Below are 21,887 nucleotides of genomic sequence, written 5' to 3' on the forward strand. Positions count from 1 at the left end.
GCATGCTTGAGCCTGTGAGGGTGGTTCCTTGATCTATTTCGCGCTCTATTTCGGCCTGGGTTTTCTTCTTGCCGTGCTGCTCGTGACGTTCGTCATGCCGGCCTACCGTCGGCGGATCGAAGCGAAAGCCTTCCGTCGGTTCCGCGACACGATGCCGGTGAGTTTCGAAGAGGTGCAGGCGGAACGCGATCGCCTTCGCGCTGAGCATGCCATGGCGGTGCGCAAACTTGAGATTACGTCTTCAAAAGCGTCGGAAAAGAGCCGTCTGCTTGCCTTGGAGCTGGAGCGCGACCGGAGCGAGCGTACCCGGATAGAGCGTGTTCTCGATCAGTCTCGCAGTCTTATCGCCGATCTGGAGGGGGCTGAAGCATCTGCCGCCACCGCGCTGGCCGATGCGCGAGCCCGGATCGATGCGACCGCGAACGAAGCCGAGCGATTGAAACGGGAAATTGCTGAGCGCACTGAGCAATTATCACGCTTCGAGCGCCTTTATGAGGAGGCAAGCCTGGCCTGTGCAGATTTGAAGATCAGCCTGGCGTCCCGGGAAAGCGAGATCGACCGGCTCAACGCACAGGCAAGCATGATGAAAAAGCAGTCGCGCGAGATCAGCAAGACGCATAATGAGACGGTGAACGAGATCCAGGGGCTTGAACTGGCCAAAGCATCGGCCGAACTGCGCGTCAAGCAACTGGAGGAGAAGCTTCAGGGGATGATGAGTAAATTGGCGGATACGGAAGAACGTCTGGAGCGGCGCGATCGAGATTATGCGCTTCTGAAGGGCGAGAATACAGCGAGCGCGGATGTTGACGCACGTATTGCTGCGCTTGAAGCTGATCGTGCGCATCTCGAGGCGCAATTGCTTGCCTTGCGTCAGGCGGGGGACGCGGCCAGCAGCTCCGCAGGAGACGGGAAATTGCGCGAAGAGTTGTCGAAAATGGCGGCGCAGATGGTGCAGTTGACGGCACTACTCGAAGGCGAGGCCACCCCGCTTGCGGCCATTCTCGAGAAAGCGGACGCAGATCAGCCCGGAGCACCACCCAGTATCGCAGCTCGCGTCGCCGCACTGCGCCAAAAAGCGAAGGCCTGATCTATCCGTAAAGATGATGCAGCGCGATGGCGCTGGCGGTTGCTACGTTGAGACTGTCGAAATCCTGGCGCATGTCTATTCGCACCGTCGTCATTTTGGCCATCAGTTCGCCTGGCAATCCGGCACCTTCGGTCCCGAGGTAAAGTGCCGTGCGACCGGTGCGGTTCAATTGCCTGAGAGATAAAGCGCCGGAAGGACTGAGCGCGAGCTGCGTAAAGCCGAACCGGGAAAGCGACATATGCATCTCGAGCTCGTCTTCCACATGCACGAAGGGCACCTTTAACGCGGCCCCTACCGAAACACGGATCGCCTTGCGATAAAGCGGATCGCAGCATGTTTTATCGAGCAGGATCGCATCCGCACCGAAGGCAGCGGCATTGCGAAAGATCGCGCCCATATTGTCATGATTGGCGATGTTGACCAGACAAAGCACCAGCGCGTTTTCAGGAAGCGCGCTTAACGCGGCATCAGCGTCCTCCGCAGTTCGCCTTCCGCCAATGGCGAGAAGGCCGCGGTGGACATTGAACCCCGCGACGGCATCCAGAACCGACTGTGGCACTACATAAACGGGGAAATCATCGTCGAGCTTCTGAATGATATCGGCAATCCCGGGCAGCTTCCTGTCCAGCACCAGAAGTGAGTACGCTTCGAACCGACTAGAGGAAAACAGGACATTGAGGACGACCCGTCCTTCAGCTACGAATTTTCCCTGCCGGCCAACGAGGTCACGTTCACGAATATTGACGTAGTCTGCCAGCCTCGCATCAGTAGGGTCGGTAATGGGGATGATGGCCACGTTATCTTGCCCGCCTCGTAATCGTTCGAGAGCTCTTGCCAGAGATGAGTGCCACGGTCCAGATGTCGTGAAGCAGCCCGACCTACGGATCGGGCCGCTTGGTTGGATTTGAAGGCGACGCTAGCCGCGAACGCCAGGGCGCTTTCTGGGCGCCTCATCGAGATCAGACTTGGTATTTCGGGCAGTGTGCAGGGTTTCCACCTTCTGCGTATGCGCCTGATCCTCAGTCATATCATAGTAGTTTTCGAGGACGTCCATGATCGCCTTTACCACTGGAGAATCGCAGCGGTAATAAATCAGCTGGCGGTCACGGCGCGTTTCCACGAGCTTGTTCGTACGAAGCTTGGCGAGATGCTGAGAAAGAGCCGATTGGCTCAGCTCAACAGCTTCGGAGAGATCCCCTACGCAAAACTCGTCCTCAAGAAGGTGACGCATGATGTGCAGGCGCTTTTCGTTGCCGAGCATCGTCAAAATCTGTGCGGCAGTATCGATATCGCCTTGAGTTTTAGAGGTCATGGTGATCCTCGCGCTCCTCGTGCAATAACCGTTCCGGTGAACGATCAAGCTTGTTGAAGTTCCTTTATCAATTTCGCGTATTAGTAGTCAATGCTATAATCTACAACCTTGCATTAATACTAAATCACAGGAATGCGAGAGATTTTCAATATTCAATTGTACACGAATGGCCGAAATTCTTCCGGTCTGTTTGCGGAGGAACACATTTCCAGCATGTGCGGCCCGCATCAGCATCAGTTCCAAGCAGCAATTCACAATTAATGCCCTAAAAGGGCTAGTCTCTATGTTCCAGTGCGCGAAAAGTCTCTGACAACGCTCAAGCTTCCCAACAGGGATCGAGGGTCGCGCTGTTTAAGATTGAAGTTTCAATAGCTACTAATGTATGGTTTGTGAACTAGTCCAAATTGGGTAGACCGGGCATTTTTGTACGGTAGGGGACAAAAGTTGCAGCCGCGTGACTTTTCCGCCACGCGCCGCATAAAACGTTTTAATTGTGCAAACCGGGTGGGATCTTCTATTTCGGCCCCATGCGGATAGCGCCATCCAGTCGTATGACTTCGCCGTTCAGCATCTGGTTTTCGATGATGCTGATTGCCAGTTGCGCATATTCTTCGGGCTTCCCCAAGCGTGGTGGGAAGGGGACTTGTTGGCCGAGCGAATCCTGCGCTTCCTGAGGCAGAGAGGCCATCATGGGTGTGGTGAAAATGCCTGGCGCGATGGTCATGACGCGAATGCCTGCGCGTGAGAGATCACGGGCAATCGGCAAGGTCATGGCAGCAACGGCACCTTTCGATGCGGAATAAGCGGCCTGTCCGATCTGACCGTCAAAAGCTGCAACGGAAGCTGTCGAGATGATCACGCCGCGCTCACCGCCTTCCAGCGGCTCCAGCGTTTCGCAGGCTGCCGCCATGAGACGGATCATATTGAAGCTGCCGACGACATTGACTGTCAGCACTTTTTGAAACGCGTCAAGTGGGTGCGGCCCATCCCGACCGGTGGTTTTCTTTGCAAGTACGATGCCAGCGCAGTTGATGAGAAGACGTGGCGCGCCAAGCGTTTCCACTATCGAAGCGACAGCCGCTTCACCCTGTTCGGCGTTGGTGACGTCGCAGGGAACGGCAAGACCGCCAAGGCGTGCTGCCACATGATTGACCCGTTCCGCGTTCAGGTCGATGAGAGCGACTTTTGCACCTCTGTCGGCCAAGGCGGTAGCGGTCGCTTCCCCCAGACCAGAGCCCGCTCCGGTGACAATTGCCGTGACGCCTTCGATCTTCATGCTTTTCTCCTCCAGGAAAACGGAACTAGCCGCCGCGCGTCTCCCGTCGTACGATGGCTTTCAAAACTGCTTCGATCGAAACCGCGCCCATGAGGCGGTTGTCGCGATCCATAATAGCGATCGGTGCTGCTCCCGCATGATGCATGGCAAGCACCACCTTCCGCAGGGATGTTTCCGGCGTGGCAACGAAGATCCCGGGCGCTGCCGGCCATTCCTGCGGATCGACATCGCACGGAATGATCGTGGCGGCGTCGCCGTCGAGCTTAGCGGCCTCTATGCGGCGATCAATATCTAGCGAGACAAATGCCCTGTGCGCAGTATCGAGCCAGAGCCTGTCATTCTCGGCGTCCAGGTCGCGCCAGTCCGTCATGATATTCCACGCGGTGAGGAAGGAGAGTGGATTGACGCTTGCGATGAACTCGCGCACGTAATCATTGGCCGGACTGAGAACGATCTCCTCCGGCGCACCGTTCTGGATGAGACGCCCATCCTGCATGATCGAGATGCGGTTGCCGAGCTTCAGCGCCTCGTCGAGATCGTGACTGACGAAAAGGATCGTTTTCTTCAGGCGGTTCTGCAGGTCAAGAAGATCGTCCTGCAATTTGGCCCGGATCAGCGGATCGAGAGCTGAAAAGGGCTCGTCCATCAAAAGGATCGGTGCATGTGTGGCGAGGGCGCGAGCAAGTCCCACGCGCTGCTGCATGCCTCCCGAAAGCTCATGCGCATATTTTTCGCGCCATTGGGTGAGGCCGACGAGATCGAGTTGTTCTTCGACACGTTCGCGCCGCTGCCGTTGTGGCAGTCCGGAGAATTCAAGACCGAGTGCTACATTGTCGGCGACCGTACGCCAGGGAAGCAGCGCGAACTGCTGGAAGACCATCGCCACGTCGTTGCGACGAATAGCGCGCAAACGTTTTTCGTCACAGCGCGCTGTGTCAACCAGACCATCCGAGCCGTTGACCAGAACCTTGCCGCGCGTGGGCGCGTTCAGGCGGTTGACCGTGCGCAGCAGTGTTGACTTGCCGGAGCCGGAGAGCCCCATCAGTACCGATATCTCGCCTGGCTGGATGCTGAGCGAGACATTGGCGCAACCGACGACGGCGCGCGCCTGCGCTGCGATTTCGTCGCGGGTCTTGCCCTGATCGAGCAGGCTGAGTGCGCGTGCTGGATCGTCGGAAAAGACGACATCGATGTCCCGGAACTCGATTGCGGCCGTCACGGCTTTCGCCTCCGCTGGGGCAGGCGGCTGATGCGATCAAGCATGATCGCCAGGATAACGATTGAAAGACCTGCCTCAAGGCCAAGCGGCACGTTGACCGTATTCAGTGCCCGCACTACCGGCTTACCCAGACCATCGGCGCCGATGAGCGCAGCGATGACGACCATGGAAAGGCAGAGCATGATGCATTGCGTCAGGCCAGCCATAATGGTCGGCGCGGCAGACGGCAGCTCCACCTTCCAAAGCAGTTGGCGCTTGGTCGCGCCGAAGGCCCGCCCGGCTTCGAGGAGGGGCGCCGGCACACTGTGGATGCCGAGATAGGTGAGCCTGATCGGCGCGGGGGCTGCAAAGATCACGGTGACGATGAGACCGGGTGCTATGCCCAGGCCAAACAGAATCAGCACCGGGATAAGATAGACAAAAGTCGGCATCGTCTGCATCAGATCGAGGATAGGCTGCAGCATGGCGTAAACACGCGGTCTATGCGCGGCCCATATGCCGATCGGCACACCGATCGCCATTGAAGCAAAAGCTGCGGAGACGACAAGCACCAGTGTTTGAAGCGTCTCTTCCCATAGCCCCTGATTAAGGATGAAGAGCAACCCGAGGGCGGTTCCGGCCGCCAGCCACAGCGAACGCTGGAGCGCGTAAGCAAGAGCGGCGATCAGCGCGATCATCATAACGGGCGGTACCGAGACGAGCAAATCGATAACACCGTCGAGCACGCCGCGAAGGCCACTCGAGAGCGCATCAAAGGCCCATCCGAGATTGGAGGCGAGGGCGTCGAACGCGAGTTTGCCCCAGCGTCCGACTGGAATTTTTTCCGCCGCTATCAGGTCGCTGATCGGGTCCACTACGCGTTAGAGCCCAAGCTCTTCGCGTAATGCTGCCACCGCGTCTTCGCCGTCAAAGGTTGTTACCCCGTCTACCCAGGGCGCAAATGCGTCCGGATTGGCGGCCAGCCATTCCTTGGCCGCATCTTCCGGGTCCGCGCCGTCATTAAGGATTTTGCCCATGATCTCATTTTCCATTGCCAATGAAAATTTCAGCTGCGTGAAGAATCTCCCGACATTGGCGCACTCGCTCACATAACCGGAGCGGGTCGCGGTATGCACGGTTGCGCCGCCCAGATTAGGACCAAACACCTCGTCACCCCCTTCAAGATAGGTCATCTTGAAATTCGCGTTCATCGGATGCGGCTCCCAACCGAGGAAAACGATTGGCTTTTCATTCTGAATGGCGCGTTGCAGCGATGAAACCATACCCGCCTCCGAACTTTCGACCAGCTTGAAGCCTTTCAGGTCGAACTTGCCCTCGTCGATCATGCTCTGGATCAGCCGATTGCCGTCATTGCCCGCTTCGATGCCGTAGATTTCACCACCCAACTGGTCCTTGAACTTGGCAATATCGGCAAAGGTCTTGAGACCCGCCTCATAGGTATAGGTGGGAACCGCCAGCGTATATTTCGCGCCTTCTAGGTTGGCACCCAGATCATCGACGGTTTTTGCATCGAGATAGGGCTTTATATCTGCGGCCATGGTAGGCTGCCAGTTGCCGAGGAAGACGTCGATGTCGTTCTTGGCAAGCGACTGAAAGGTTACAGGTACGGAGAGCATCTCCGTTTCAGGCTCGTAGCCCAAGGTCTTGAGCACGACGCTCGCCGTTGCGGTCGTCGCGGTTATATCTGTCCAACCGACATCCGAGAATCGTACGACCTTGCAGGATTCCGCTTCGGCAGCGAGAGCCGGCGACGCGAGGGGCAGGGCGGCGGCGATTAGAAGGGCGAGGCGTTTGGGCATCGGTCGGCTCCGGTTTCGCATTAGACGCTGCAAAGAGATTGCGCGCCATTTGGTTCCGGTTGTGGGTCATGCGGCATTAAGAGTCCAGAATGATGGCTCTGCCGCCCACAAAAAATGCCCCTTTACTTGTCGATCATGTGAATCCCGCAATGAAAATCGCAAGCACAGGTGGAGATAACGCGCGGAAACGTCTATCTGAATGGAACGTCACCAGATGAAGGGCCTTGTGAATGGACGCGTTCAAGGAGTTTCTCTACAGCGCCGGTCAGCTTCTCAAGCGGGCTGTCGCCTGGCCTTTCCGGGCACTCTATCATATTTTTCTCCGCCTTGGTTGGATATGGCGCGGTTTGGTTGCTGCCGTTCTGGCGCTTGGTATCTTCCTTTACGGCTATTTTCTGGTGCAGACGCAGGTTTGGACGAATTTCGAACCAGACTATGTGGAGCGCTATAATTTCTCGGCCAGCAACGCCAATGCTGCGCAAGCTACTCAGCCAGCGCAGGCGGTTGAAACCGGCGATGCGGCGATCAAGACCTGTGCACCCTCTGCCGTCGTGAACGTTACGGCCGATCTGATCGACTTCAACGTCAATCAGAACGCCTGGATCTCCTCCATGCTGCTTTACCGGCTGGGTTTCTTCGGCATGGACTGGGACGACACGCCTTTTATGGACAACAAGGCGTCCTTCCAGCGCGGTGTCAATCAGGCGATCCGCCGCGTCACGGTCGAACTTGTCGATACGCTTGGGCGCGTGCGTGGCACTTCGCAGATCGACAATAATTTGCAGTCGGCCCGTGGCAATATGCAATATGACGAGTACAGCTGGTATTTCGGGCTGAGCCCGTTTGGCTTCAAGACGCCGACGCCGAGCTTCCATCGTCAGGCGATCCAGGATTTGCGCGCCTTCAACGCGCGCCTTGAGCAATGCCTCGTCGTGTTTGACGCGCGGTCGGATAATCTCGTCCAGCTCTTCGACCGCATTGCGAGCGATATTGGTTCGACGTCCGATATTCTCAGCAGCCAGATTCAGAATAACAGCCGTGGACCATTCGACACGCGCGCCGACGATCGCTTCTGGTTCGCCTATGGTCAGCTTTATGGCTATTACGGAATTCTGAGAGCGGCTCGCGCCGATTTCGACGTTGTGGTTCGCCAGCGCGACCTTGATCGTATCTGGACGGCAATGGATCAACAGCTGCGTGCGGGCCTGAACCTGCAGCCATGGATTGTTTCCAACGGTCCTGAGGATGGCTGGTTCATGCCCTCTCACCTGGCAAATATCGGCTTTCACCTTCTGCGTTTCCGCTCCAATCTCGTGGAAATGCGCTCGATCCTCGATCGATAAAATCAACCAAAAGACTATGAGGGACAAAGAGCGTGGCGGAAGATAAAAGCGATATTGAAATCGCGCGTGGCGCGTCGTTGAAGCCTATACAGGAAATCGGCGAGGCTTTGGGAATTCCGCCTGCCTCGTTGCTTCCCTACGGCCATGACAAAGCGAAGATTTCCGCCTCGTTCCTGGGTTCCCTTCAAGATCGCGAAGATGGCAAGCTGATCCTCGTCACGGCGATCAACCCGACGCCCGCAGGCGAGGGCAAGACGACGACCACCGTGGGCCTTGGTGACGGTCTGCGCCGAATTGGTGAGAATGCGTTGATCTGTGTGCGCGAACCGTCGCTCGGCCCCTGCTTCGGCATGAAAGGCGGGGCGGCAGGCGGCGGCTATGCCCAGGTCGTGCCGATGGAGGAAATCAACCTCCATTTTACCGGTGATTTTCACGCGATTACGACGGCGCATAATCTGCTTGCGGCCATGATCGACAATCATATCTACTGGGGCAATGCTCTGGATATCGATCCGCGACGTGTTACCTGGCGCCGGGTGATGGATATGAACGATCGCGCCTTGCGTGGCGTGGTGACCTCGCTGGGTGGCGTCTCCAATGGCTTTCCGCGCGAAACGGGTTTCGATATCACCGTTGCGTCGGAAATCATGGCTATCCTCTGCCTTGCCAGCGATCCGGCCGATCTCGAAAAGCGGTTGGGCGATATTGTCATCGGCTATCGTTATGACAAGAGTGCCGTCTACGCCCGGGATCTGAATGCGGATGGAGCCATGGCGGTTGTTCTGAAGGAAGCCATACAGCCCAATCTGGTCCAGACCATAGAGAACACGCCTGCATTCGTGCATGGGGGGCCTTTCGCCAACATCGCCCATGGCTGCAATTCGGTCATCGCTACAAAGGCAGCCTTGAAGCTTGCCGACTACGTCGTGACGGAAGCGGGCTTCGGCGCCGATCTCGGCGCAGAAAAATTCTTCAATATCAAATGCCGCAAAGCGGGCTTGCGACCTGCCGCTTCGGTTATTGTCGCCACAGTGCGTGCCTTGAAGATGAATGGCGGCGTTGCAAAGGAAGCGCTCGGAGCCGAAGATATTTCAGCGGTTCAGAAGGGATGTTCGAATCTTGGCCGTCATATCGAAAACGTCAGGCAGTTCGGTGTGCCGGTCATCGTTGCAATCAACCATTTCCACACGGACACTGATGCCGAAATCGACGTGGTAAAGGCATATACGGCCTCGCTTGGGGAAGAAGCAATCGTGTGCCGTCACTGGGCACATGGCTCGGCTGGCATTGAGGAGCTGGCGCACAAGGTTGTCGCGGTCGCAAATTCCGGCAAAGCCGATTTCACGCCGCTCTATCGCGACGAGATCAGCTTGTTCGACAAAATCGAAACGGTGGTGAAGCGCATCTATCATGGTGCGGAAGTCGCCGCGGATGCGCGCGTTCGCGATCAATTGGCGGAGTGGGAGAAGGCTGGTTACGGGCATCTGCCTGTCTGCATGGCCAAGACGCAATATTCCTTCTCGACCAATCCTGCCCTGCGTGGCGCGCCTTCCGGGCACATCGTGCCCGTGCGAGAGGTCCGGCTTTCCGCCGGTGCGGGCTTCGTCGTCGCGATCTGCGGCGAGGTGATGACAATGCCCGGTCTACCGCGTCATCCTGCCGCTGAACGCATACGGCTTGATGCAGAAGGTCGGATCGAAGGGCTCTTCTAGCTTCCTCAATCTCTGAACCAGATTCGAAAAGCGGCGTAGCGTTCCGACCTGCGTCGCTTTTTCGTTCCGCTTTGTCGACCTTGCAGAATTGCATGGTTGCGCTGCAAAATCACGATTGCGTTATAAGCCTGCTCATTATAATGGATGCGTATGAATTGCTGGAAAGAAAAAAGTTTCGCTGCGCTCATCTTCGACGCCAACCGCCTTCTGCATAAGCGGTTCGAGGCGCGGATTGCTACGCATGGATTATCCGCGGCGCAATGGCGCCTGCTGGCCAGCCTCGTGCAGGAAGAAGGTGCTGCGCAAGCGCGCCTCGCCCAGCTGCTTGATATTGAGCCGATTTCCGTTTCGCGCCTCCTTGACCGGATGGAAAGGGGCGGCTGGATAGAGCGGCGCCCGCATCCGGAAGACCGTCGCATGCGCCTGATCTATGCGACGGATCAGGGGCGCGAGGCTTTCGCCGAAATCAAGGCAGTCGCCGCATCGGTCTATGAGGAGGCCCTTGAGGGTCTCAGCGCCCAGGACCGGGAAACGATGCTGACTGCGCTCGCCACGGTGAACGGAAATCTGAACGAGTAGAAGCGCCTGTCGGCTGCTTGAGGAAGAATGACGATGAACGCCATTTCAAAGATCGAAGAAGATCAGGCTGTAAATGCTCCAGCTAAGAAAAGAGGCAAGGGCCGCAAAGCTCTGTTTATGCTGGCGTTGCCGCTTGTTCTTGCTGTCGGCGGTGGCTACGTCTGGGTCACCGGCGGCCGTTTTCAGGAGACGGAGAATGCCAATCTCAAGCAGGTTCGCATCAACGTTGCGGCTGAAATCGGCGGGCGTGTTGTGGAAGTGGCTGTGCAGGACGGGCAGGAAGTGAGGAAGGGGGATCTGCTCTTTGCGGTTGATGCCGAACCCTATCGCATAGCATTGGCCGAGGCCGAAGCATCGCTTGCTTCTGCGCGTCTCAGCGTCGAACAGTTACGCGCAGCTTATGGGCAGGCCAAGGCGCAACTCGCCTCCGCACAGAGCGACCTTACCTTTGCGCGCGCGCAGTCCGAACGCGAGAACTCGCTTCTGGCGCGCGGTGTTTCGACCCATTCCAGCGCGGATCAAGCTACGCGCGACCTGGCGCGTGCAACGCAGGCCGTAAGCGTCGCGCAACAAGCACTCGATGGCGCAGCCGCCGCTCTTGGTGGTAATCCGGATTCGCCCGTCGATCAGCATCCGAGTGTGCTGGCCGCGAAAGCCGCGCTCGACAAGGCGCAATATCAACTCGATCATACGGTCGTTCACGCTTCTGCCGACGGCATTGTTTACCAGGCCTCCTCCTTCCGCGAGGGCCAGTTCGTTAATGCCGGCACGTCGACCTTCGCTCTGGTGGAGACGCAGCACAGCTGGATCGATGCCAATTTCAAGGAAACGCAACTCACGCATATGCAGGTTGGTCAGCCGGCGGAGCTTGAACTTGACGTCTATCCGGGGCGCAAATTAGAGGCGGAAGTGACGTCGATTGGTGCCGGAACAGGGGCGGAGTTTTCCCTGCTTCCGGCGCAGAACGCGACCGGCAACTGGGTCAAGGTCACGCAGCGTATCCCCGTTCGCGTTGAACTGAAGGATCCGGATGAGGCAATCATTCTGCGCACAGGTATGAGCGCCACCGTCACCGTCGATACTGGCGTGGCTCGCGGTTTCAAGAGTCTTTTCAACTGGTTCTGACACTGTCCGAAAACTCGATTCAATAAGTTCATGCGGCGCATAATCTTTGTGCTGCGGAGAATAAGCATATGAGTGCGAGCGCAACTTCCGCATCCGATGCCCCCGTTTTGCGGCGTGGGCTCATCACCATTTCGGTGATGCTTGCTACCATCATGCAGGTGCTCGACACGACCATCGCCAATGTCGCTCTGCCCGACATGGTAGGTGATCTGGACGCCTCGCAGGATACGATCAACTGGGTGCTGACGTCCTATATCGTTGCAGCCGCCATTGCCACGCCTGTGACGGGATGGCTTGCCGACCGCTTTGGCCGACGTGAACTTTTCCTCACCTGCATTGTCGGCTTCACTGCAACGTCGCTTATGTGCGGCATGGCCTGGAGCCTGCCGTCCATGGTGGGCTTTCGCCTTCTGCAAGGTCTGTTCGGCGCTTCTATCGTTCCGTTGTCGCAAACCTTCCTGCTGGATATCAACCCGAAGGAAAAGCATGGCCAGGCAATGGCGATGTGGGGTGCCGGCATCATGGTCGGCCCGATCATCGGTCCGACGCTGGGCGGTTGGCTCACCGAGACGCTCGGCTGGCGCTGGGTCTTTCTCGTCAACCTGCCCATCGGCATCATCGCGTTTCTCGGTTGCGTGACTTCGCTTCCCGCTGTTGCCAGGCGCGCGCGCGGCTTCGACTTCTTTGGCTTTGCCATGCTGTCGCTTGGCGTCGGCGCCCTGCAGCTCATGCTGGATCGGGGAGCGGAGGTGGACTGGTTTTCGGCAGTGGAAATTTGGATCGAGCTTGGCCTGTGCCTCACCGGTTTCTGGGTTTTCACCATGCATCTGGCGATGAATCGCGACACGTTCATCGACCCGAAAATCTTCGCCGACCGCAACTTCCTGACGGGCCTCGTCTTCATCTTCATCATCGGCATCATTCTTCTCGCAAGCCTTGCCTTGCTTCCGCCAATGCTGTCGAAGCTGTTCAACCATCCCACGATCCTGACGGGTCTCGTCATGGCCCCGCGCGGCGTCGGCACGATGATCTCGATGATTCTCGTGGGGCGGCTGGTGCAGCTCATCGACGCGCGTGTCCTGGTTGTTGCGGGGTTGTCGCTGACTTCGCTTTCTCTTTATATGATGAGCGGGTTTTCGCCGCAGATGGACGATCACCTCATCATCTGGTCCGGCGTCATCCAGGGGCTTGGCCTGGGGCTTGTCTTCGTTCCTCTGTCCACGGTCGCTTTCGCCACGCTCCCGTCAAATTTTCGTACCGACGCGGCGAGTTTGTTCTCTCTTGTACGGAATCTGGGTTCCTCCATCGGTATCTCGATGGTCACCGTTCTTTTGACGCGCAATACGCAGATCAACCATTCCGAACTGTCGCAGTTCGTCAATCCGTTCAACCCGAATCTGCGGGCGCTCTCGCCTCAGGCGGCACAGGGCGATCCGTCGGCACTGTCGACGATTGACCAACTCGTCAATCAACAGGCGCTGATGATTTCTTACGTAAACGATTTCAAGCTGATGATGGTAGTTACCCTTTGTGCAATCCCGCTTGCCTTACTCCTGCGCAAGCCGAAGGCAAGTGCAGGCGAAGCCCCGCAGGTGCATATGGATTAGGAGTGCCGGTAGTCCGCGTCGCTCTACATTACTGGCAGGAATTATGCATGTTTTCCCGATTGCGCTCTCCCTTTCCTCGCGCTATGACTTCGCCCATGAACACACGTATCGCAAATAGCAAGCTTTGGTGGTGGGGTCGCTGACAGCGGCTCGACTTACTTGCATGTGCGCGTAAGAAATCAGGCCGCTACGGAATATCCGGGCGGCTTTTTGTTTGACGCGAGAAGACCTTCCCCGGACCCAGGCATCATGATCGAGAGGGAATGGCATGGCAACTCAGCAGGATATGGTACAGCCCCACGCATTCGAAACGGACGGTGGCGTTCGCGTCGAACGCACGCGTCGGAACGTGACGTATGCGAATGCACTGGACAGCTATATCGACGGATTGAACGAGCGTCGCGGCGCGGTCTTTTCATCCAATTACGAATATCCTGGCCGCTATACCCGGTGGGATGCGGCCATCATCGATCCGCCGCTAGTCATTTCCTCGCGCGGTCGCGTATTGCGCATCGAGGCTTTGAATGTCCGAGGCGAACAGTTGCTGAAGGGTATTGTCCCGGTTGTCACAGGGCTTGAAGCGGTCAGCGTCACCGAACAAGGTGCGACGAAACTCATCATTTCGATCGCCGAGCCGGAAGGTCCGGTACTGGAAGAAGAGCGTTCGCGGGTTCCCTCCGTTTTCAGTGTGCTGCGCGCTGTTGTTTCGCTCTTCAAGTCGCCTGAAGACGGAAATCTCGGACTCTACGGCGCCTTCGGCTATGATCTGGCCTTCCAGTTCGATCCGATTGCTCTGAAGCTTGATCGGAAGGAAAGCCAGCGCGATCTCGTGCTTTACCTGCCGGACGAAGTGTTGGTGGTCGATCATTATCAGGCGTTGGCCTGGGTCGATGCCTATGAATTTTCCGGTGACACCTTCGATACGAAGGGACATGCGCGCGGCGGTGCTTCCGAACCTTTCCGCAAGGCCGAAAGCATTCCGGCAACCGGTGATCACAGACCGGGTGAGTTTGCCCGTCTCGTAGACAAGGCCAAGGAAAGCTTCAAGCGCGGCGATCTTTTCGAGGTCGTGCCGGGGCAGATGTTTTACGAGCGCGTCGAGAACAAGCCGTCTGACATTTCGCGCAAGTTGAAAAGTATCAATCCGTCGCCCTATTCCTTCTTCATCAATCTGGGTGAGCAGGAATATCTGATTGGAGCCTCGCCGGAAATGTTCGTGCGGGTCAATGGCCGGCGCGTCGAGACCTGCCCGATTTCCGGTACCATCAAACGCGGCCGCGATGCCATTGAGGACAGCGAGCAGATACTCAAGCTGCTCAACTCGAAAAAGGACGAGTCCGAACTCACCATGTGTTCGGACGTCGATCGCAACGACAAGTCCAGAGTATGCGAGCCGGGTTCTGTGCGTGTCATCGGCCGTCGTCAGATCGAAATCTATTCGCGCCTGATCCACACTGTGGATCATATAGAAGGGCGTCTGCGTGAAGGCATGGATGCGTTCGATGCCTTTCTCTCGCATGCCTGGGCCGTTACCGTAACGGGTGCGCCGAAGCTCTGGGCGATGCGTTTTATCGAGAACCATGAGAAAAGCGCGCGTGCCTGGTATGGCGGTGCTATCGGCATGGTCAATTTCAACGGCGATATGAATACGGGACTGACGCTGCGCACCATCCGCATTCAGGATGGTATCGGCGAGGTGCGGGCAGGGGCGACGCTTCTGCACGATTCCGACCCGATGGAAGAAGAACGGGAAACCGAGCTGAAGGCATCGGCTATGCTGACGGCGATCAGGGAGGCAGGCGTGCAGGAAAAGAGTGCTGCTCAGGCAACCAAGGAAAAACCCGGTGAAGGCGTTTCGATCCTGTTGATCGATCACGAGGATTCATTCGTGCATACGCTTGCCAATTATTTCCGCCAGACCGGTGCACAGGTCACGACTGTGCGCCCCCCGCTGACCGACGCGGTGTTCGAGAGTGTCAATCCTGATCTCGTTGTGCTGTCGCCTGGACCCGGCTCCCCGACCGATTTCGACTGCAAGACCTCGATCCGCCAGGCACGTGCGCGCAATCTGCCGATCTTCGGTGTTTGCCTCGGCCTCCAGGCGCTGGCGGAAGCTTATGGCGGCGAGCTGCGGCATCTGCACGTGCCGATGCATGGCAAGCCCTCCCGCATCCGCATCGTCGATCCGGGAATCGTCTTTGCCGGCCTGCCGCAGGAGGTCACCGTGGGACGTTATCATTCGATTTTTGCAGATAGTGAGCGTCTGCCCTCGGAGTTCGTGGTGACGGCGGAAACGGCAGACGGTGTTATCATGGGCATAGAGCATAAGTCGGAGCCGGTTGCGGCTGTGCAATTCCACCCTGAATCGATCATGACGCTCGGTCAGGATGCCGGCATGAAGATGATCGAGAACGTCGTCGCGAATCTGCCGAAGCTGGCTAGGCGCAAGGCGGCGTGAGATCATGTCTGTCAGGGTCTGTTAACCCTGCGCGATGATGGGGAGGAACTGGCCAAGCCCAGCATCCCCATCACTGCGCCAGCTCAACCCCGCCTTCTCGTTAGGGGTACCGGGGTGATTTTCTTACGAATGGCTAAACCCAGACGCGGCGAGCAGTGCACCTGCCGCGTAGCAGCTTTTCGCGTTGAACTTCTTGTGTTCGGGCGGACAAAAGCCTAGCAAGCGCTCATTGACTTGCACGAGGGAAGACATGTCCGAGGCCAACCAAACAGTTCAGCGGCTCGCGCTTTGGTCTATTGCCGTCGGAATTATCGTCCTGGCCTTGAAGACCTTCGCCTGGTGGCTTACCGGGTCGATCGCGCTCTATTCAGACGCTCTGGAATCCATCGTCAATGTCGTGGCCTCGCTGGCAGCCTGGTATGCTATTCGCGTCAGCCACATGCCAGCCGACAAGGACCATCCGTTCGGTCATCACAAGGCGGAGTATTTTTCTGCCGTGCTTGAAGGCGTGCTGATCGTTCTCGCGGCGCTCCTCATCCTCATGGAGGTTTGGAAAGCGTGGCAGATCCCGGCTGTCGCACTCGATCAGCCATGGGAAGGCATGGCGGTGAATAGCCTTGCCACTGCTGTGAATTTCTTCTGGGCGCAGGTCCTGCTTCGTGCCGGTCGCAAGCATCGTTCACCAGCCCTGAGCGCTGATGGACGCCACATCATGACGGACGTGGTCACGTCCGTCGGTGTCCTGGCAGGCCTCATCGGCGCGGTTCTTACAGGGTGGCTTGTCCTCGACACGTTGCTGGCGCTCGTCGTTGCACTCAACATTCTCTGGCAGGGCGGGCATGTCATCGCCTCCTCCCTGAACGGCCTGATGGATGCGGCGGTCGATACCGAAGATCACATGAAGATCCGCGATATTATTTCGGCCAATGCTGAAGGCGCGCTGGAGGTGCACGACCTGAAGACCCGTATCGCGGGGCGAGCGACCTTCATCGAATTTCATCTGGTTGTGGATGCTGGCATGACCGTTGGTGACGCGCATGTCATCTGTGACCGGATTGAAGCGGCGCTCGAAGCCGAGATCGAGGATGCACGCATTCATATCCATGTCGAACCGGAGGAGGAGGCGAAGCTTCCACCCGGTACAAGCGCGGTGCCTTTTGCCTGATGAAAACGCCTGAAGCGAAAGAAGCAGGCCTGCCTTTGCCTCAAGTGCTTTTCCGCTGGCTGCTCTTGCTGACGCTTTCGGGCGCAATAGCTTATGGTGTCGACAGCATGGGCTTGCCAGCTGCCTTGCTGCTCGGACCGCTGGTGGCGGGCATCATTGTCAGCTGCAGCAATCTTGGTATTTCGCTGAACAAGCACGCGTTCACCTTCGGGCAGGTGGTCGTAGGGATTTCCGTTTCGGTGGTGTTAAACGGAGCGTTCTTCTCGGCCTTCTGGAGCGATGGCTTGCTGGTCGCCATGGTTGTTATCGCGACCGTTGCTGCAAGCAGCCTGCTTGGCTGGCTTCTGTCGCGCACTCGCGTACTACCCGGAACCACTGGCGTCTGGGGATCTTCGCCGGGAGCCGCCAGCGTCATGGTTCTTATGGCGGGCGAATTCGGCGCGGACATGCGTCTTGTAGCCTTTATGCAATATTTGCGCGTCATCATCGTCACGGTGGCTGCTGCATTCGTTGCAAGCTTATGGGTAACACCCGGTGCTTCCGCCGCGCCTGTCCATCATTTCTTTGCGCCCATCCATGTCGGGACGGTCGCACTTACGCTTGTCGTGGCCTTGATCGCCGCCTATGTCGCGCGCCTGCTGCGCCTGCCTGCCGCGTCCTTCCTTGGCCCCTTCTTCTTCGGCGGCCTGCTGCATCTCACGGGCTGGATTTCCTACGAAGTGCCGGAACTGCTGCTTGGTCTTTCCTATGCGTTGATTGGCTGGACCATCGGCCTGAAATTCGAACGCGACGTACTGCTTTACGCGATGCGGAGGCTGCCGCATATTCTGGCTGCCATCATTGCGTTGCTGCTATTTTCCGGGTCGCTCGCCGTGCTGCTGGTCTATGCCCTTGAGATAGACCTGCTGACCGCCTACCTGGCAACCAGCCCAGGCGGGCTGGATTCAGTGGCAATCATTGCTGCCGCGTCGAAAAGCGTCGATCTCACTTTCGTCATGGCGATCCAGACGGCTCGCTTTCTTTTCCTACTGGCCTTCGGTCCGGCTATCTCGCGTTTCGTCGCTGCCCGCAGCTAACAGCTCTTTCCTGCGAGAGGGGCTTGTGCTCCATTGTGCTTCGTCAGACTTAGGCCTATCTACGATTCCCACGATTGCAGATGAATCACTCCAGCGGAGATATTTCATGAACGAAGACGACGACGACAAGAAATCGGAACTGACGCTCGGCAAGGAAACCGAAGCCAATCTGTTCAAGTCGCGGTCGATTTTCATCTATGGCGGCATCACGCAGGAGTTGGCGCAGAAGGTATGCTCGCAACTTGTGGCACTTGCGGCCGCAAGCGACGATGACATCCGCATCTTCGTCAATTCACCGGGCGGTCACGTCGAGTCTGGCGACTCCATCCACGACATGATCAAGTTCATCAAGCCGCGCGTCTGGGTGATTGGTTCAGGCTGGGTAGCGTCGGCCGGTGCGCTCATCTACATCGCGGCGGAACAGGATTATCGTCTGTGCCTGCCGAACACGCGCTTCCTGCTGCATCAACCCTCGGGCGGCACGCGCGGCATGGTATCGGATATCGAAATCCAGGCGCGCGAGATCATCAAGATGAACCAGCGCCTCATCAAGCTTTTCGCTGCGGCGACCGGGCAGCCCTATGATCGCGTCGAGAAAGACATGGATCGCGATTACTGGCTTTCTGCCGAAGAGGCGAAGGAGTATGGTCTCGTCTCGCGCATCATCACGTCGCAAGCCGAAATCTGATCCGGTGAGCATCGAGCTGAACAGCCCGTCGGCTCACCGCCGGCGGGCTGTTTCGCGTATCGTATCGTTTGTCTGGCTGCAATGAGTGCTGGGCAGATGAGCGGAGCGTAGCTGCCGCAACGAAAGATGGGTATTGGCCTGACGGCTTGCGCTTGCCATTGGCGGCAAATTTTGGTCTGCCTTTAATATTGCCCCCGCAATTTCATTGCCTCGAGTCCCGCCATGCTGAAAGACCTCTCGCCGCAAAGCCTGTTCATGGGTTGCCTTACCGCTTTCGTCGGCTTTGCAAGCTCGTTCGCAGTTGTCCTTGCGGGTCTGCGCGCTGTAGGGGCTTCTGAGGCACAGGCCGCGTCCGGCCTTATGGCGCTATCGATCACGATGGGGCTATGCGCCATCGTCGTGAGCTTTGCGACGCGCCTTCCAGTCAGTATCGCATGGTCGACGCCCGGTGCTGCTCTCCTGGTGGCGACCGGCGCCGTTACGGGCGGGTTTCCCGTCGCAGTCGGGGCCTTCATCATCTGTTCCGTTCTGATTGTCATCGCCGGACTGTTCCGTCCGCTGGGCCGCGCTGTTGCCAGCATTCCTGCGCCTCTGGCCAATGCCATGCTTGCGGGTGTCATTCTTGGTCTCTGCTTTGCACCGGTGCGCGCGATTGCGGAAAGCCCGGCTCTTGGCCTCCCCATCGTTCTGGCGTGGATCGTCGTTGGAGCTTTCAACCGCCTTTTTGCCGTTCCGGCCGCGCTTCTTGCCTTCGTACTGGTGCTGATTTTTGGCGTCGATATTCCGGACGGCTCGTTTGCGCGCCTGTCGCAATCGCTGTTTGCCGCGCCGGAGTTCGTGCTGCCTGCATTTTCCCTGACCGGTCTGATTTCGATCGCGCTGCCGCTTTTCATCGTCACCATGGCGTCGCAGAATATTCCCGGCATTGCAGTTCTTAAAGTGAACGATTATAAGCCGGTGCCGGGTCCGCTCTTTGCTGCCACCGGTCTCTTCTCTCTACTCGCTGCGCCGTTTGGCGGGCATGCCGTCAATCTGGCGGCCATCACCGCTGCCATGTGCGCTGGTCCGGATGCGCATGCCGATCCCAAGCGGCGCTACTGGGCCGCAATCATTGGCGGTGTCGGCTACGTGATCTTCGGCCTGCTTGCCGGAGGTGTCACAGCCTTTGTATCGCTAGCGCCCGCGATTCTTATAGAAGCGGTTGCAGGACTGGCGCTTGTCGGCGCTTTTTCCGGCTCTGTCGTCGCTGCATTCCGTGAGCCGGAAACACGCGAGGCAGCAGCCATCACCTTCCTCGTTACGGCATCGGGCGTTGCTTTCGCCGGCATCTCGGGAGCATTCTGGGGCTTGGTCGGCGGCGGCTTGATGATGGCGCTTTCGCAAGGCATTTCCCGCCTGCGCACGAAAAACAAAGCTTGATCGAGATTTTTTTGCAAAAGTTGCGCTTGTCAGCGCAAAAATCCTTCTGTAGGAATTGCGCCATGATGATTTCGCGCCGCTCCCAGAATTGGACGACTGCCCCGGTTTTCACCGGCGAGGCTTTGCGTGCGCCTGCATCTCTCCTTCTACTTGGCCTTATCCGCGACCGTCGGGTCCGATAAGGGGCGCCCGGTGGTCGATACTGCCGCATCGCTCCTTGCCGCCAAACCGCCACCGAAATCCAGATTTTAAGGCCGTCATGACGCGTTAAGCGCGCGGTCGGGAGAGATGAAATGAACGATATGGTTTCCGCACGAGCACCCAAGGGCATGCCCTTCGCTTCCACGAAGTATCAAGCCTATCCAAAGATCGACATAGCCGATCGCATCTGGCCATCCAAACGTATCGAGAAGGCGCCGATCTGGTGTTCGGTGGATTTGCGCGACGGCAACCAGGCGCTGGTCGATCCTATGGGGCATGACCGCAAGGAGCGCATGTTCAAGCTCCTGCTCGACATGGGCTTCAAGGAAATCGAGATTGGTTTCCCCTCCGCCTCACAAACCGATTTCGACTTCGCCCGCTGGGCGATAGAACGCGGCGGCGTTCCCGAAGACGTGTCGATGCAGGTCCTGGTGCAGTGCCGTCCAGAACTGATCACGCGTACCTTCGAGTCGTTGGAAGGCGCGAACAATCCGATCGTGCATTTCTACAATTCGACGTCGGAATTGCAGCGCCGTGTCGTCTTCGCCAAGGATGTCGTCGGTATCAAGCGAATTGCCACCGACGCTGCCAAGATGATCGTCGACATGGCTGCCAAAGCTGGCGGCGGCTATCGTTTCCAGTATTCTCCGGAGAGCTTCACGGGGACGGAACTCGAAGTCGCATTGGAGATTTGCAACGCAGTTACCGAGATCATCAAGCCGACCGCGGAAAACAAGCTCATCATCAACCTGCCGTCTACGGTGGAGATGGCAACGCCCAACATCTATGCCGACCAGATCGAATGGATGTGCCGCAATCTCGACAATCGAGAGAACCTGATCATCTCGCTGCATCCGCACAATGATCGGGGTACCGGCATTGCGGCCACCGAACTCGGTCTGATGGCAGGTGCGGATCGCGTTGAAGGTACGCTGTTTGGAAATGGCGAACGCACCGGCAATGTAGACGTCGTGACGCTGGCCCTGAACATGTACACGCAGGGCGTCGATCCCGAATTGGACTGCTCGGATATTACGCGCATGAAGGAAGTCTACGAATATTCCAACCAGTTGATCATTCCGGAGCGCCATCCCTATGTGGGAGAACTGGTTTATACGGCTTTCTCAGGTTCCCATCAGGACGCGATCAACAAGGGTATGAAGGCCATAAAGACGGCTAATAAGCCCTTGTGGGAAGTCCCCTATCTCCCGATCGATCCGAAAGATGTCGGACGTTCCTATGAGGCGATCATCCGCATCAATTCGCAGTCGGGCAAGGGCGGGATCGCCTATATTCTGCAGGCCGATTATGGTATCAACCTGCCGCGCAAGTTGCAGGTTGAGTTTCGTGAGGATATCCAGACGATCACTGATCGGGATGGTCGCGAACTGCCCGCCAAGGCTATCTATGAGCGTTTCATGGAGGTCTATGTCGAGCAGCCGAATACTCGTCTGAAATTCATTGATCACCATAGCTATCCCGCCCGGGACGACCGCAACCGTCGCGTCGTCGAAGCGACGATTTCGGATGGTGGAATTGAGAAGCAGATCACGGGTGAGGGCACTGGTCCCATCGATGCTTTCGTGAACGCCTTGTCAAACCATCTCGGGACAGATTTTTCGGTTGCCGATTATGCCGAGCACTCGCTCCAGCATGGCTCGAATGCTGCTGCCATTTCCTACGTAGAGCTGGAGAAGGATGGCAAACGCGTCTTCGGCGCCGGAATAAACACGAATATTTCCGCAGCCTCTTTGGCTGCCATCGTGTCGGCGGTTAATCGTACCATCTGACGCGCATTTCACAGAGAGTTCAACGCGGCGG

18 protein-coding genes are annotated in these 21,887 nt (G+C 57.7%); 12 read left to right on the forward strand and 6 right to left on the reverse strand.

The window, feature by feature from the left end:
• The first annotated feature begins 28 nt into the window (after positions 1-28).
• The gene (locus IE151_RS03965; RefSeq protein ID WP_189488118.1) at positions 29-1,087 is read left to right on the forward strand and encodes a coiled-coil domain-containing protein; all 1,059 of its coding nucleotides are present in this window, start codon (positions 29-31) and stop codon (positions 1,085-1,087) included.
• Position 1,088: 1 nt separating this feature from the next.
• Here the strand turns inward: IE151_RS03965 and IE151_RS03970 are convergent, their stop codons facing one another.
• From IE151_RS03970 to IE151_RS03995, 6 genes are all read right to left on the reverse strand, one after another.
• On the reverse strand, positions 1,089-1,883 hold the full coding sequence (locus IE151_RS03970) for a TrmH family RNA methyltransferase (protein ID WP_189488120.1): 795 nt from the start codon (positions 1,881-1,883) through the stop codon (positions 1,089-1,091).
• A gap of 120 nt (positions 1,884-2,003) precedes the next feature.
• Positions 2,004-2,399, reverse strand: coding sequence for an ArsR/SmtB family transcription factor (locus tag IE151_RS03975; protein WP_189488122.1), 396 nt, complete (start codon positions 2,397-2,399; stop codon positions 2,004-2,006).
• 514 nt (positions 2,400-2,913) lie between these two features.
• Positions 2,914-3,675, reverse strand: a complete 762-nt coding sequence (locus IE151_RS03980) for a 3-hydroxyacyl-CoA dehydrogenase (RefSeq protein WP_189488124.1) — start codon at positions 3,673-3,675, stop codon at positions 2,914-2,916.
• Positions 3,676-3,700: 25 nt separating this feature from the next.
• Positions 3,701-4,894 carry a choline ABC transporter ATP-binding protein gene (gene choV, locus IE151_RS03985; RefSeq protein WP_189488126.1) on the reverse strand — a complete coding sequence of 398 codons (1,194 nt, stop codon included), beginning with the start codon at positions 4,892-4,894 and terminating at the stop codon, positions 3,701-3,703.
• A complete protein-coding gene (gene choW / locus IE151_RS03990) occupies positions 4,891-5,748 on the reverse strand; it encodes a choline ABC transporter permease subunit (RefSeq protein WP_189488129.1) in 858 nt (285 codons plus the stop codon). The genes choV and choW overlap by 4 nt, the downstream gene beginning before the upstream one ends.
• A gap of 6 nt (positions 5,749-5,754) precedes the next feature.
• Entirely contained in the window at positions 5,755-6,693 is a 939-nt protein-coding gene (locus IE151_RS03995; protein WP_189488131.1) for a choline ABC transporter substrate-binding protein, read from the reverse strand.
• A 230-nt stretch (positions 6,694-6,923) separates the two neighbouring features.
• On the opposite strand from IE151_RS03995, the gene IE151_RS04000 reads away from it, so the two are divergent.
• The 11 genes from IE151_RS04000 to leuA all read left to right on the forward strand — a co-directional run bounded on the left by IE151_RS04000 (position 6,924) and on the right by leuA (position 21,856).
• Complete coding sequence (locus IE151_RS04000) at positions 6,924-8,036, forward strand: DUF2333 family protein (protein WP_189488133.1); 1,113 nt, start codon at positions 6,924-6,926, stop codon at positions 8,034-8,036.
• A gap of 32 nt (positions 8,037-8,068) precedes the next feature.
• Positions 8,069-9,748: a formate--tetrahydrofolate ligase gene (locus IE151_RS04005; protein ID WP_189488135.1), complete on the forward strand. Its 1,680-nt coding sequence runs from the start codon at positions 8,069-8,071 to the stop codon at positions 9,746-9,748.
• Between the two features lie 150 nt (positions 9,749-9,898).
• On the forward strand, positions 9,899-10,327 hold the full coding sequence (locus IE151_RS04010) for a MarR family winged helix-turn-helix transcriptional regulator (RefSeq protein WP_189488136.1): 429 nt from the start codon (positions 9,899-9,901) through the stop codon (positions 10,325-10,327).
• A gap of 33 nt (positions 10,328-10,360) precedes the next feature.
• Positions 10,361-11,452 carry an HlyD family secretion protein gene (locus tag IE151_RS04015; RefSeq protein ID WP_189488139.1) on the forward strand — a complete coding sequence of 364 codons (1,092 nt, stop codon included), beginning with the start codon at positions 10,361-10,363 and terminating at the stop codon, positions 11,450-11,452.
• Positions 11,453-11,520: 68 nt separating this feature from the next.
• On the forward strand, positions 11,521-13,059 hold the full coding sequence (locus IE151_RS04020; protein WP_189488141.1) for a DHA2 family efflux MFS transporter permease subunit: 1,539 nt from the start codon (positions 11,521-11,523) through the stop codon (positions 13,057-13,059).
• A 268-nt stretch (positions 13,060-13,327) separates the two neighbouring features.
• Positions 13,328-15,517 carry an anthranilate synthase gene (locus IE151_RS04025; protein ID WP_189488143.1) on the forward strand — a complete coding sequence of 730 codons (2,190 nt, stop codon included), beginning with the start codon at positions 13,328-13,330 and terminating at the stop codon, positions 15,515-15,517.
• Positions 15,518-15,767: 250 nt separating this feature from the next.
• Positions 15,768-16,682, forward strand: a complete 915-nt coding sequence (locus IE151_RS04030) for a cation diffusion facilitator family transporter (RefSeq protein WP_189488145.1) — start codon at positions 15,768-15,770, stop codon at positions 16,680-16,682.
• Positions 16,682-17,758 (forward strand): AbrB family transcriptional regulator, encoded by a 1,077-nt coding sequence (locus IE151_RS04035; RefSeq protein ID WP_189488147.1) that lies wholly within the window; start codon positions 16,682-16,684, stop codon positions 17,756-17,758. The genes IE151_RS04030 and IE151_RS04035 overlap by 1 nt, the downstream gene beginning before the upstream one ends.
• A gap of 106 nt (positions 17,759-17,864) precedes the next feature.
• Positions 17,865-18,446 (forward strand): ATP-dependent Clp protease proteolytic subunit, encoded by a 582-nt coding sequence (locus IE151_RS04040; protein WP_189488149.1) that lies wholly within the window; start codon positions 17,865-17,867, stop codon positions 18,444-18,446.
• A 222-nt stretch (positions 18,447-18,668) separates the two neighbouring features.
• Positions 18,669-19,865: a benzoate/H(+) symporter BenE family transporter gene (locus IE151_RS04045; RefSeq protein WP_189488151.1), complete on the forward strand. Its 1,197-nt coding sequence runs from the start codon at positions 18,669-18,671 to the stop codon at positions 19,863-19,865.
• 302 nt (positions 19,866-20,167) lie between these two features.
• The gene (leuA, locus tag IE151_RS04050) at positions 20,168-21,856 is read left to right on the forward strand and encodes a 2-isopropylmalate synthase (RefSeq protein ID WP_244636611.1); all 1,689 of its coding nucleotides are present in this window, start codon (positions 20,168-20,170) and stop codon (positions 21,854-21,856) included.
• The last annotated feature ends 31 nt before the right edge of the window (positions 21,857-21,887 follow it).

This window comes from Limoniibacter endophyticus, from assembly GCF_014652835.1.
Classification (GTDB): domain Bacteria; phylum Pseudomonadota; class Alphaproteobacteria; order Rhizobiales; family Rhizobiaceae; genus Limoniibacter; species Limoniibacter endophyticus.